This is a genomic window from Streptomyces boncukensis (assembly GCF_011045075.1).
GTDB lineage: Bacteria > Actinomycetota > Actinomycetes > Streptomycetales > Streptomycetaceae > Streptomyces > Streptomyces boncukensis.
Genome location: NZ_JAAKZZ010000201.1, coordinates 1 through 12,184, shown reverse-complemented (window position 1 = coordinate 12,184; position 12,184 = coordinate 1). Strand labels below are relative to the sequence as shown.

Below are 12,184 nucleotides of genomic sequence, written 5' to 3'. Positions count from 1 at the left end.
GTCCCGGGCTCCCCCGCCCGCCGGGCCGTCGGCCGTCCCGCCGCCCGCGCCGTCCGGTGCGGCGGACGGCGCCGTGCCGCCGCTCGCCAGCCGGTGCAGCGCCACCAGCAGCCGGTCCAGCCGCGCCGCGTACGCGTACTCGCGTGCGAGGGTGCCCGACAGCCAGTTCAGCTCGGTGCGCAGATGGTCGGCCCAGGCCAGGTCGAGCAGCGGCCGGTAGGTGTGCAGGGCCCCGCCCAGCCGGCGCGCGCCGGCGCGCAGCGCGCGTACCGCGTCGGCCGCCTCCCCCGCGCTCTCCGCGGCCCGTGCGCTCTCCCCGTGGGTGCGCAGTGCGCGCAGGAACTCGGCAGCGCGCTGCCGCAGATAGCCGCCGAGCACCTCGGCCGCCGTCGTGCCCGCCATCACCGTTCCTCACATTTCCGTGGTCTGCGCCCGACGTGCGGGCGTCGCCCGGTGCCGGGCGCGCCGCGCCCGGTGGCGCGGGGCGCCGTCCGGACGGCGGCGGCGCACGTCACCGGCGTGGGGGCTCGGGTGTCATGCGGCGGGGCCACGTCGGCGTCTCCGCCCGTCGATCAGCATTTCCTGCACGTTCGGCAGCGGCTGGCCCTCCTGGTCGTACGCGTGTCTGGTCCAGTCGCCCTCGCTGTCGAGGTGCCAGGAGACGGTGGCGGGGGACATGCCGGTCTCCAGCAGCCGGGTGAGCGAGGCGCGGTGCGCGGGGTCGGCGACCCGCACCAGCGCCTCGATCCGGCGGTCGAGGTTGCGGTGCATCATGTCGGCGCTGCCGAGCCAGACCTCGCTCTCGCCGCCGTTGCCGAAGGCGTAGACGCGGGAGTGCTCCAGGAACCGGCCCAGGACGCTGCGCACCCGGATGTTCTCGCTCAGCCCCGGCACCCCGGGGCGCAGGGCGCAGATGCCGCGCACCCAGACGTCCACCGGGACGCCGGCCAGCGAGGCGTGGTACAGCGCGTCGCACACCGCCTCGTCCACGATCGAGTTGACCTTGATCCGCACATACGCCTCGCGGCCGGCCCGGTGGTGGACGATCTCCTGGTGGATACGGGAGACGAGCCCGTCCCGCAGCGACTTGGGCGCCACCAGCAGCCGGCGGTACGTCTCCCGCCGCGAGTACCCCGAGAGCCGGTTGAACAGGTCCGACAGGTCGGCTCCCACCTGCGGGTCGGCGGTGAGCAGCCCCAGGTCCTCGTACAGCCGGGCCGTCTTGGGGTGGTAGTTGCCCGTGCCGACGTGCGCGTAGCGGCGCAGCGTCTCGCCCTCCTGGCGCACGACGAGCGACAGCTTGCAGTGTGTCTTCAGGCCGACCAGCCCGTAGACGACATGACAGCCGGACTCCTCCAGTTTGCGCGCCCACTTGATGTTGGCCTGCTCGTCGAAGCGGGCCTTGATCTCGACCAGGACGAGCACCTGCTTGCCGGACTCCGCGGCGTCTATCAGGGCGTCGACGATCGGCGAGTCGCCGGAGGTGCGGTAGAGCGTCTGCTTGATGGCGAGCACGTCGGGGTCGGCCGCGGCCTGCTCCAGGAACGCCTGCACGGACGTGGAGAAGCTGTCGTACGGGTGGTGCAGCAGGACGTCGCGCTCGCGCAGCGCGGCGAACACGTCCGGCGCGGAAGCGGACTCGACCTCGGCCAGGTCCCGGTGGGTGCCCGCCACGAAGTTCGGGTACTTCAGCTCGGGCCGGTCCATGGCCGAGGCGATCCCCGACAGCCCGGTCAGGTCGAGCGGGCCCGGCAGCGGGTAGACCTCCGCCTCGCTCACCTTCAGCTCGCGCACCAGCAGGTCGAGCACGTACGGGTCGATGGTCTCCTCGACCTCCAGCCGCACGGGCGGTCCGAAGCGGCGCCGCATCAGCTCCTTCTCCAGGGCCTGGAGGAGGTTCTCGGCGTCGTCCTCCTCGACCTCCAGGTCCTCGTTCCTGGTCACCCGGAACATGTGGTGCGCCAGCACCTCCATCCCGGGGAACAGCTCCTCCAGATGCGCCGCGATCACGTCTTCGAGCGGCACATAGCGCTGCGGCGACGCCTCCAGGAAGCGCGGCAGCAGCGGCGGCACCTTGACGCGCGCGAAGTGGTTGTGGCCGCTGACCGGGTTGCGCACGACCACCGCGAGGTTGAGGGACAGCCCCGAGATGTACGGGAAGGGGTGCGCCGGGTCGACGGCCAGCGGGGTCAGGACGGGGTAGATCTGCTGCCGGAAGAGTGAGAAGAGCCGCGCCTGCTCCTTCTCCGTGAGCTCGCCCCAGCGGATGAGGTAGAGCCCCTCGTCGGCGAGGGCCGGGGCGACGTCCTGCTGGTAGCAGGCGGCGTGCCGGGCCATCAGCTCCCGCGAGCGGGTCCAGATCAGGTCCAGCACCTCGCGCGGCTGCAGTCCGGAGGCGCTGCGGGTGGCGACGCCGGTCGCTATCCGCCGCTTCAGCCCCGCGACCCGCACCATGAAGAACTCGTCCAGGTTGCTGGCGAAGATCGCGAGGAACTTGGCCCGTTCGAGGAGCGGGGTCCCGGAGTCCTCGGCCAGCTCCAGCACCCGCTCGTTGAACGCCAGCCAGCTGCGTTCGCGGTCCAGGAAGCGGCCCGGCGGCAGCTCGCTGTCGGCGCGGTCGGGCTCCTGGCCCTCCTCGTAGAGGTCGACATCGGAGTCGATGTCGGGCTCCAGGCGCAGGTCGGAGGCAGCACCGGGGACGGCCTGGGCGCGGTGGGCCGCGATCGACCCGACGGACGGCTGGGCAGCGTGCGGGGCTGGCTGGCTCATGGCCCCATTCTTCCGCGCACGCTGCGTGGGGGGCGCGGGGAGACGACGGGGCGCCTCTGCTGGCTGCATTGCGCCAAGGTCGCACGCGGGTTTGAATCTCTGGTTAATCAGACGTGGCGTCCCGGGGTGCCCCAGGTTGCGACCAGCCGTTTTACTGGCCTCCCGCGCGCGAAGGGCTCAGCCGTGTCACGGCCCGGCAGGCCGTGACACGGCGGCTGCCCCGTCAGGTCTCGGTGCGGTACATCAGGTCGGTCTCGTGGGTGCGGAACCCCATCCCCTCGTAGACCCGCACGGCGGGGACGTTGTCCGCGTCGACGTACAGCATGGCCGTCGGCACCCCGCGCCGCTGCGCGAGGTAGCGCAGGCCGACGGCGGTCAGCGCCTTGCCCAGGCCGTTCCCCTGCTCGTCGGGGCTGACGCCGAGGACGTACACCTCGCCGAGCCCCTCCTCCGCGTGCACCTTCGTCCAGTGGAAGCCGACCAGCTCGCCGTCCTGCCCGCCGTCCTGCCCGCCGCCGCGCACCGCAAGGAAGAAGCCCTCCGGGTCGAACCACGGCTCCGCCTTGCGGTCGTCGAGGTCGCGCTGGGTCAGGCCGCCCTGCTCGGGGTGGTGGGCGAAGGCGGCGGCGTTCAGCCGCAGCCACGCCGCGTCGTCCTCGCCGGGCCGGAACGTCCGCACCGCGACGCCCTGAGGCAGCACCGGCTCGTCCAGCACCGGCCCCGTCAGCGGGCGGCGCAGCTGGCGCAGCTCCCGGAAGAGGGTCAGGCCCAGGGACTGGGCCAGATGGCGGGCCGCCGGGTGGCCGCCGTGCGCCCAGACCCGCAGCCGCTTGCCGGAGACGTCGAGCAGCGCCTGCCCGAGCTGCCGCCCGTGCCCCTGACCGCGCAGCGCGGGCGCGACGACCAGCTCCCCGGTCGGCGCCTCCACCGGGTCGGTCTCCTCCAGTTGGGCGTACCCGGCCAGCCGTCCGTCCCCCTCGCGCAGCAGCAGGTGCCGTACGCCCGCGCGGCGCCCCCCGCGCAGCTGGAGGCGGCCCTGCTCGGAGACGGCGGACTGCCCGTCGTCCCGGGCCGCGTCCTCGATCAGCCGCAGCACGTCGGCCACGGCGTCCTCGGGCAACTCGTCCACTACAACCACGTCGCTCATGAGGATGACCCTACGACTGCCCTCCGGCCGGCATGCCGAGGTGTTCCCCGAGTGCCTCGCGCCCGGCCTCCGTCAGCGCGACGGCCCGGGTGCTGCCGATCCGGGTGACCCAACCGGCGTCGAACGCGTGACGGCACAGCGCGGCGCCCACCGCGCCCGCCAGGTGCGCACGGCGCTCGGTCCAGTCCAGACAGGCGCGCACGGCGGGACGGCGGCTGCCCGCCGGCAGGGCGACGCCCAGTCCGTCCAGCCAGGCGGCCCCGTCCCGGGTGAGCCGCAGACCGCCCTCCCAGTCGAGCAGGCCGCGCGCGGTCATCGCGTCGGCGAGGTCGACGGCGAGCGTCCCGGCGAGGTGGTCGTAGCAGGTGCGGGCGCGGGCCAGCGCCTGCCGCCGCCCGGCGGCAGACAGCGAGCGCGGCGGCGCGGCCGGGGGGTGCGGCGCGGCGGCGGACAGGGCCTCGATCAGCTCGGCGTACCGGGGCCCGGACAGCCGCACATAGCGGTGTCTGCCCTGCCGCACCTCGGCCAGGACCCCGGCGCCGACCAGCAGGTTGAGGTGCCCGGTCGCGGTGGAGGCGGCGACACCCGCGTGCCGGGCCAGCTCGTTCGCGGTCCAGGCCCGGCCGTCCAGCAGGGCGAGGCAGATCGCGGCCCGGGTGCGGTCGGCGAAGAGGGCGGCGACGGCGGCCAGGTCGGGGTCGGGGTCGGTCATACGTCCGATTATCCGCTGCCCCTTGCGGTACGCCGTAGCGTGCTGGTGCGTGATGGTCGCGCGCCCACCAGGGGCGCGGGGAACTGCGCGCCAAGCCACAGAACACCCGCGGGCTGCGACGCACAGCAAGGGCAGCCCCGATCCAGCAAGCTGCGCCGGACGCCGCTTAAGCGGGCGGCGGCTCGTCCGGAGGGGGAACCGGCGCACCGGGAAGCCGGAGCACCGCCTCGGTGCCGCCACCGCCGTCGTCGGGCAGCCGCAGCTCCACGTCGCCGCCCGCCTGCCGCGCAGTGCGCGCGACGATGGACAGGCCGAGCCCGGACCCCGGCAGGCTCCGCGCGGAAGGGGAGCGCCAGAACCGGTCGAAGACATACGGCAGCTCACCGGCCGGGACCCCGGCCCCGTGGTCCCGTACGCGCAGCGTGCCGTCCGTCAGCGAGACCTCCACGGCCCCCTCCTCGTCGCCGAACTTGACCGCGTTGTCCAGCAGGTTGACCACGGAGCGCTCCAGTGCGGACGCGTCGCCCCGCACATACCAGGGCTCCACCGGCTCCGCGCGCAGCGAGACATGCGGGCCGCGCAGCCGCACCCGCTCCACCGCACGGTCGACGATCTTGTGCAGCCCGGTGATCCCGATCCGCTCCTGCGTCTGCGGGCGGGACAGCTCCTGGAGGTCGCCGATGAGCGCGTTCAGCTCGGCCATCTGGGCGCGCACCGAGGCGAGCAGCTCCCTGCGGTCCTCCTCCGGCAGCGGCCGTCCGGTCTCCTCGCTGCGCACCAGCAGGTCGATGTTGGTGCGCAGCGAGGTCAGCGGGGTGCGCAGCTCGTGTCCCGCGTCCGCGATGAGCTGCTGCTGCAGCTCGCGCGAGGAGGCGAGCGCGGCGGTCATCGAGTTGAACGAGCGGGACAGCCGGGCGATCTCGTCGTCGCCTTCGACGGGGATCCGCACGGCGAGGTCCTCGGTGCGCGCGACATGCTCCACGGCGCTGGTCAGCCGGTTGACCGGGCGCAGCCCCGCACGCGCGAGCACGACGCCGGCGCCCGCCGCGCCGAGGACGCCGGCGCCGCCGACGAGGGTGAGGATGAGCGCCAGCTTCCGCAGCGACTCGTCCAGCTCGGTCATCGGCCGGGCCACCGAGACGGCCGCGTTGGTGGTGCCGGCGACCGGCGTGGTGCGCACCCGGTAGCTGGTGCCGTCGTCGGCGCGTGCGGTGTGCACGGACACCCGGCGCTCGCGCTTGGCGACGGCGACGTCGGAGCCGGTGACGTCCAGCTTGTCGCCGACGATCACGCAGCTCTGGCCGGAGGTGAGGACGACCTGGACGACCGCGCTGAACGGGTTCGGGTCCCGCTCCCCCGGCGGTCTGCACTCGCCCGACCGCACCTGGCTCACCACGCGGCCGGGCTCCACGGTGCTCTCGCTCAGCGAGTCGTCGAGCGAGTTGAGCAGCTGTGCACGGACCAGGAACCAGCAGGCCAGGGCGATGGCGGCAACCGCGATGCCCACGGTGAGGGCCGCCATGAGGGCGAGTCGGCCGCGCAGCGGCATCCCGACAGCCCGCGCCCCCACCCGGCGCAGCCGGGCCAGTGCGGTACGACCGCTCACGCCGCTCCTTCAGCCGACGGAGCGCTCATGCCGTGCCGTCCTTCAGCACATAGCCGACACCGCGCACCGTGTGGACCAGGCGGGGCTCTCCGCCCGCCTCCGTCTTGCGCCGCAGATACATCACGTAGACGTCCAGCGAGTTGGACGAGGGCTCGAAGTCGAAGCCCCACACGGCCTTGAGGATCTGCTCGCGGGTGAGCACCTGCCGCGGGTGCGCCAGGAACATCTCCAGCAGCGTGTACTCGGTCCTGGTCAGCTCCACGGACCGCGCGCCCCGGCTGACCTCCCGGGTCCGCAGGTCCATCCGCAGGTCGGCGAAGGTGAGCGCGGCCGGCTCCGCCGCCGACTCCGCCTCCGCCCGGTCCCGCGCGTACGAGCTGCGGCGCAGCAGCGCGCGCACCCGCGCGAGCAGCTCGTCCAGTTCGAAGGGCTTGACGAGGTAGTCGTCGGCCCCGGCGTCCAGGCCCGTCACGCGGTCGCCGACGGTGTCCCGCGCGGTCAGCATCAGCACCGGCACCCGCTGCCCCTCGGCGCGCAGCCGCCGGGCCGCGGTGAGCCCGTCCATCCGTGGCATGAGCACATCGAGGATGACCAGGTCGGGCTGGTGCCGCGCCGCCTGCTCCAGCGCCTCCGCGCCGTCGGCGGCCTCCTCCGTCTCGTACCCCTCGAAGCTGAGACTGCGCCGCAGCGCGTCCCGCACGGCGGGTTCGTCGTCGACGATCAGGACCTTCATGGGCCCCAGCTTGTCACCCGGCTCCCCGCAGGCCGGGTCAGCCATCCCCGTTCCGCAGGTTGTCCAGGTCCTTCTTCACGTCGTTGATCGGGATGGCGAAGCCGAGTCCGATGCTGCCGGCGTCCGAGGACACCTGCTGGCCGCCGCTGCCGCCGCCCGCGGAGTACATCGCGGAGTTGATCCCGACGACCTCCCCGCTCATGTTGACCAGCGGGCCGCCGGAGTTGCCCGGGTTGAGCGAGGCGTCGGTCTGCAGCGCCTTGTACGTGGTGGTCTCGCCGTTGACCTGACCGTTGAACTGCCCGCCGCCGAACTGGAAGGGCCACTGGTCCTGGCCCTGACCCTGACCCTGACCCTGCCCCTGGCCGCTGCCCTCGCCCTCCTTCCGCACGGTCACCTCGCGGTCCTTGGCGGAGACGATGCCGCTGGTCACCGTGTTGGACAGGCCCTCGGGCGAGCCGATGGCCACGACCTGGTCGCCGACGCCGACCTGGCCGGAGTCGCCCAGCACGGCGGGGGTGAGCCCGTCGGCGTTCCGCACCTTGATCAGCGCGAGGTCGCGGCCGGGATCCGTGCCGACGACGTCGGCGGTGCCGGTCTTCCCGTCGGAGAAGGCGACCCGGACGGTGTCGGCACCCGCGACGACGTGGTTGTTGGTGAGGATCTCGCCGCTCTTGGTGATGACCACCCCGGAGCCGGTCGAGGAGCCGTCCCCGGTCCGCGCCCTGACCTCCACCACGCTCGGGCCGACCGCCTTGGCGACACTGGAGACGCCGCTCTTGGCGGACGCGTTGCTGCCGTTGACCGGCGCGGAGACGGTGGTCTGCCCGTCGTTCCCGAACAGCTTGTCGACGCTGAACGCCGTACCGCCGCCGATCACCGCGGCGCCGACCGCGACGGCGGCCACCAGCGCGACCGGCCGGCGCGCCCGGCGCCGCCTGCGGGGCGGCTCGGCGGGCATCGGCGGCACGGCGCTCCCGGCCGCCGCGGGCTGCTGCCAGGCGGCGGTCCCGTGGCCGGTGCTCCCGTAGCCGGTGCCCTCCGGACCGCCGCCGGAGTACGCGCCATCCTGCTGACCCTGCTGGTCCCGCTGGTCCCGCTGGTCCATGTGCTGGTCCCCCTGTTCCCTGGGCGAGCTTTTCCGCTTCTGCCTGTGAAGCGTGCTCCGGGAATCTGAGAGGAGCCTGAGGACGGCCTAAGAAGGTCCGTAATTGCACGACGGAGGGCTGTCGCAGCCGCAGGAGCGCCGGATGACCAGGCGCGAAGGGAACTGCCGTACCCGCCCCTTGCCGCCCGCGACGCTCGGGGTGCGCGCGCCGGGGGCGCGCAGCGAGTCGTCGAGCACCAGGTCCACGGCGGCCTTCGCCATCTCCACCCGGTCCGAGCCCACCGTCGTCAGGGGCGGGTCCGTCAGGCCCGCCTCCTTCACGTCGTCGAAGCCCACCACCGCCAGTTCGCCGGGCACGTCGATGTCCAGCTCGCGCGCGGCCCGCAGCACCCCGATGGCCTGGTCGTCGGTGGAGCAGAACAGCGCGGTCGGCCGGTCCGGGCCGCTCAGCAGGCCGAGGGCGACGCGGTAGGTGTCGTAGCGGTTGTACGGAGACGGGAACAGCCGCCCTTCGACGGACTTGCCCGCCTCCTTCATGGCCCGCGTCCAGCCCTCCACATGGTCCGTCACCGGGTCGCCGTGCTCGGGGGTGGACTCGATGCCGCCGAGGCAGGCGACGGAGTCGTGGCCGTGCTCCAGCAGATGGCGGGTGGCCAGCTGGGCGCCGCCGACATCGTCCAGTACGACCGCGACGTCGTCGATGGCCTCGGGCCGCTCGTGCAGCAGCACGACCCGCGCGTCCCAGGCGTCGATCTCCAGCGCCGCGCGCTCGCTCAGACCGGTGCTGATGAGGATCAGGCCGGAGACCCGCATCCCCAGGAAGGCCCGCAGATAGTGCACTTCGCGGTCGTCGAGGTAGTCCGAGTTCCCGACGAGGACCATCTTGCCGCGCTCGGCGGCGGCGTGCTCGACCGCGTGGGCCAGCTCGCCGAAGAAGGGCTGGCGCGCGTCCGGCACGATGAGCCCTATCAGGTCCGTGCGCCGCGAGGCCATGGCCTGGGCCACGCGGTCCGGGCGGTACCCCAGCTCCTTGATCGCCGCGAGCACCCGCTCCCGGGTGGCCGGAGCCACGGGGCGCGGGCCGTCGTTGATCACATAACTCACGACCGCGGTCGACGTACCCGCCAGCCTCGCCACATCGTCCCGCGTCACCTTGGCCACCCGCACGAGTCTACGCGCGCCACGAGATGCCGCCCCAGCCCTTGGGAGCGGTGAGGTGGGAGCAGAAGCCCGGTTCCCTTCCGCACGCCCCTCCGCCCTCCCGTTGCGTACGAGCGGCTTGCGTACCGGAGGCTTGCGTACCGGAGGCTTATGTACCGGCGGCCTCCTGGGCGACGCGGGTGGCCTCCTGGGTCACGGCCTCCGCCTGCTTGTCCGCTTCCCTGTCCGCTTCGGACTTCTCCGCCGCCTTCTCCGGGGCGACGAAGCGGTAGCCGACGTTCCGGACCGTTCCGATCAGCGCCTCGTACTCCGGCCCCAACTTCGCCCGCAGGCGCCGCACATGGACGTCCACCGTCCGGGTGCCGCCGAAGTAGTCGTAGCCCCACACCTCCTGCAGCAGCTGGGCCCGGGTGAAGACCCGGCCCGGGTGCTGGGCGAGGAACTTCAGCAGCTCGAACTCCTTGAAGGTGAGGTCCAGCACCCGCCCCTTCAGCTTCGCGCTGTACGTTGCCTCGTCCACCGACAGATCGCCGTTGCGGATCTCCATCGGGCTGTCGTCCGTGACGAGCTGCCGGCGGCCCGTCGCCAGCCGCAGCCGCGCCTCCACCTCGGCGGGCCCGGCCGTGTCGAGGAGGACGTCGTCCACGCCCCACTCGGCGGTGACGGCCGCGAGCCCGCCCTCGGTCACGATCAGCAGCAGCGGGCACCCCGGGCCCGTCGAGCGCAGCAGCTGGCACAGCGAGCGGACCTGCGGCAGGTCGCGGCGTCCGTCGACCAGGATGACGTCGGCGCTGGGCGCGTCCACCAGCGCGGGCCCCTCGGCGGGTGCGACCCGCACGTTGTGGAGCAGCAGTCCGAGCGCGGGGAGCACCTCGGTGGACGGCTGCAGGGCGTTGGTGAGCAGCAGCAGTGAACTCATGCGCGAGAGCCCTCCCTCGGCGCGGTCGGACGCGCGGTCGATCGGCGGTCCCGGTCCTGCACGTTTCGCTTGGCCATGCGTCGGGTTCCCTCCTGCACCTCAGGGTGCACCCGGGCGGCCCGGCGCCCGGGGGACTATGGCGGCACTGCTTCGGAAAGCACAAAAGGACCCGGGGGCGACGCTGCCCGGATCCTTCTGGCCCAGCAGAATACCCGCATGACCGATGAAGCGGAGTGTGACCTCGCTCGCCTCCCCCACCCGTCCGCCACGCAGAGTGATGTGCAGGTGGCACCGGGTACAGCACAGCGGACGGTCGACACCGTACTGCGGACGGCCGACGGTGTACGGATCGAGGCCCGGCACGAGCCGTACGCCGGGACCGCAGCGCGGCGGCCGCCCGGCGCGATCGTGGTGGCGCACGGATTCACCGGCTCCCGCGAGCGCCCGGCGCTGCGCCGTGCCGCGCGGGCACTGACCCGGCGCGCGGCGGTGGTCACCTTCTCCTTCCGGGGACACGGGCGCTCCTCGGGACGCTCGACGGTCGGCGACCGCGAGGTGCTCGACCTCGCCGCCGCGGTCGCCTGGGCGCGGTCCCTGGGGTACGGCCGGGTGGCCACCGTCGGGTTCTCGATGGGCGGCTCGGTCGTACTGCGGCACGCGGCGCTGTACCGCACGAGCGGCGGCTCCGCGAACGGCGGCCCCGCCGGGGGACACGGAGAGTCAGCGGCGGACGGCATGATGCACAGGGGGCGCACGGATGCAGATCCGACCGCAGGCCCGAGCGCAGGCCCAGCCGCAGGCCCGAGCGCAGGCCCGGCCGCAGCTCTGGCCGCCGCCGACGCCGCCGTGGCCGTCAGCGCACCGGCCCGCTGGTACTACAACGGCACCGCCCCCATGCGGCGCGTGCACTGGGCCGTGCAGCGCCCGCTCGGCCGGCTCGTCGCGCGCTACGGGCTGGGCACCCGCATCCACCCCCGGGACTGGGACCCGGTGCCGCTCCCGCCGGTCGCCGCCGCGCCGCTGATCGCGCCGACCCCGCTGCTGCTCGTCCACGGCGACCGGGACCCCTACTTCCCGCTCGACCACCCGTGCTCCCTCGCCGAGGCGGCGGACCCCGCGCACACCGAGCTGTGGCTGGTCCCCGGCTTCGGGCACGCGGAGAACGCCGCCGGTCCCGCGCTGCTCGACCGGGTCGGCGCCTGGGCCGGTGCCCGGATCGGGGACAATCCCGACGACCGGTGCACCGGCCACGCGCGCGAGGCGCCATGATGGGATCCGCAACACACACCCAGCTCCAGCTGAGAGGGAACCCCACGTGACTCCGCTCCCTCACCCGAAGGAAAGGGGCTTCCAACCCGAGAGTTGCGGTCCAGCCCGAACCGATCCCTTGCGGGACAAACGGAAAATACCACGACTTAGGGAAGCGATTCCCCCACCGGCCGAAACCGGTGGTTCCCTCACGAGGAGAACGATGGCGAGCGGAACGATCCGCTACTGGGCGGCGGCCAAGGCCGCCGCCGGCACGGCGGAGGAGCCGTACGAGGCCGCCACACTCGCCGGAGCCCTCGACGGCGCCCGCGCGGCGCACGCGGGGCAGCCGGAGTTCTCCAGGGTGCTGGAGCGCTGCTCCTTCCTCGTGGACAGCGTCCCGGTGGGCACCCGGGCCCACGCGTCGGTCCAGCTCAGCGACGGCGGCACCGTCGAGGTGCTGCCACCGTTCGCGGGCGGTGCGGCGTGAGCGGGCCGTACGGCCAGGAGCCGTACGACTGGCAGCAGCAGTACGAGCCGTACCCGCAGCCCGCGCAGCCCGAACCGTACGCCTACGGGACGGCGGCGTACCCCCCGTACCAGGAGCAGCAGGGCCAGCAGCAGGCGCCGTACGGCACCGCGCCGTACGAGGCCCCGTACGGCGCGCAGTACGGCACGACGGCGTACGACGCGCCCCACGGCCCCGGCGACGGCCACGGCACGCAGTACCACGCCCCCTACGGCGACGCCGGGCAGCAGGGCGGCGCCGCGTACGGGGGAG

General features: G+C 73.6%; 11 protein-coding genes and 1 pseudogene. 3 read left to right on the top strand and 9 right to left on the bottom strand.

The features are described from left to right. The 9 genes from G5C65_RS19485 to G5C65_RS19445 all read right to left on the bottom strand — a co-directional run. Window positions 1-402, bottom strand: a 402-nt coding sequence (locus G5C65_RS19485; protein ID WP_165300157.1) for a CHAD domain-containing protein, incomplete at its 3' end; no start/stop codon positions are given. Window positions 403-534: 132 nt separating this feature from the next. Beyond that, the gene (locus G5C65_RS19480) at window positions 535-2,769 is read right to left on the bottom strand and encodes an RNA degradosome polyphosphate kinase (protein ID WP_165300156.1); all 2,235 of its coding nucleotides are present in this window, start codon (window positions 2,767-2,769) and stop codon (window positions 535-537) included. Window positions 2,770-2,992: 223 nt separating this feature from the next. Beyond that, window positions 2,993-3,916, bottom strand: a complete 924-nt coding sequence (mshD, locus tag G5C65_RS19475; protein ID WP_165300155.1) for a mycothiol synthase — start codon at window positions 3,914-3,916, stop codon at window positions 2,993-2,995. Between the two features lie 10 nt (window positions 3,917-3,926). Then, window positions 3,927-4,628 carry an ArsR/SmtB family transcription factor gene (locus G5C65_RS19470; RefSeq protein ID WP_165300154.1) on the bottom strand — a complete coding sequence of 234 codons (702 nt, stop codon included), beginning with the start codon at window positions 4,626-4,628 and terminating at the stop codon, window positions 3,927-3,929. A 166-nt stretch (window positions 4,629-4,794) separates the two neighbouring features. Continuing rightward, window positions 4,795-6,177, bottom strand: coding sequence for a HAMP domain-containing sensor histidine kinase (locus tag G5C65_RS19465; protein ID WP_165300159.1), 1,383 nt, complete (start codon window positions 6,175-6,177; stop codon window positions 4,795-4,797). 82 nt (window positions 6,178-6,259) lie between these two features. Next, the gene (locus tag G5C65_RS19460; protein ID WP_277608075.1) at window positions 6,260-7,012 is read right to left on the bottom strand and encodes a response regulator transcription factor; all 753 of its coding nucleotides are present in this window, start codon (window positions 7,010-7,012) and stop codon (window positions 6,260-6,262) included. Further along, window positions 7,005-8,075, bottom strand: a complete 1,071-nt coding sequence (locus G5C65_RS19455; RefSeq protein WP_165300153.1) for a S1C family serine protease — start codon at window positions 8,073-8,075, stop codon at window positions 7,005-7,007. The genes G5C65_RS19460 and G5C65_RS19455 overlap by 8 nt, the downstream gene beginning before the upstream one ends. A gap of 87 nt (window positions 8,076-8,162) precedes the next feature. Next, a complete protein-coding gene (locus G5C65_RS19450) occupies window positions 8,163-9,236 on the bottom strand; it encodes a substrate-binding domain-containing protein (protein ID WP_165300152.1) in 1,074 nt (357 codons plus the stop codon). A gap of 148 nt (window positions 9,237-9,384) precedes the next feature. After that, a complete protein-coding gene (locus G5C65_RS19445; protein ID WP_165300151.1) occupies window positions 9,385-10,155 on the bottom strand; it encodes a response regulator transcription factor in 771 nt (256 codons plus the stop codon). A 216-nt stretch (window positions 10,156-10,371) separates the two neighbouring features. Between G5C65_RS19445 and G5C65_RS19440 the strand changes: the two genes are divergently transcribed. The 3 genes and pseudogenes from G5C65_RS19440 to G5C65_RS19430 all read left to right on the top strand — a co-directional run. Beyond that, a complete protein-coding gene (locus tag G5C65_RS19440) occupies window positions 10,372-11,424 on the top strand; it encodes an alpha/beta hydrolase (RefSeq protein ID WP_165300150.1) in 1,053 nt (350 codons plus the stop codon). Window positions 11,425-11,626: 202 nt separating this feature from the next. Then, entirely contained in the window at window positions 11,627-11,893 is a 267-nt protein-coding gene (locus G5C65_RS19435; protein ID WP_165300149.1) for a MoaD/ThiS family protein, read from the top strand. Further along, window positions 11,890-12,184 (top strand): annotated as a pseudogene (locus G5C65_RS19430) (hypothetical protein); the annotation flags it as partial. The gene G5C65_RS19435 and the pseudogene G5C65_RS19430, both read left to right, overlap by 4 nt.

Excerpts from the sequence above, each read along its gene's own strand:
- G5C65_RS19470 (WP_165300154.1), bottom strand. The coding sequence starts at position 4,628 with ATGACCGACCCCGACCCCGACCTGGCCGCCGTCGCCGCCCTCTTCGCC.
- G5C65_RS19465 (WP_165300159.1), bottom strand. The coding sequence starts at position 6,177 with ATGCCGCTGCGCGGCCGACTCGCCCTCATGGCGGCCCTCACCGTGGGC.
- G5C65_RS19480 (WP_165300156.1), bottom strand. The coding sequence starts at position 2,769 with ATGAGCCAGCCAGCCCCGCACGCTGCCCAGCCGTCCGTCGGGTCGATC.
- mshD (WP_165300155.1), bottom strand. The coding sequence starts at position 3,916 with ATGAGCGACGTGGTTGTAGTGGACGAGTTGCCCGAGGACGCCGTGGCC.
- G5C65_RS19455 (WP_165300153.1), bottom strand. The coding sequence starts at position 8,075 with ATGGACCAGCGGGACCAGCGGGACCAGCAGGGTCAGCAGGATGGCGCG.
- G5C65_RS19440 (WP_165300150.1), top strand. The coding sequence starts at position 10,372 with ATGACCGATGAAGCGGAGTGTGACCTCGCTCGCCTCCCCCACCCGTCC.
- G5C65_RS19445 (WP_165300151.1), bottom strand. The coding sequence starts at position 10,155 with ATGAGTTCACTGCTGCTGCTCACCAACGCCCTGCAGCCGTCCACCGAG.
- G5C65_RS19460 (WP_277608075.1), bottom strand. The coding sequence starts at position 7,012 with ATGGCTGACCCGGCCTGCGGGGAGCCGGGTGACAAGCTGGGGCCCATG.
- G5C65_RS19435 (WP_165300149.1), top strand. The coding sequence starts at position 11,627 with ATGGCGAGCGGAACGATCCGCTACTGGGCGGCGGCCAAGGCCGCCGCC.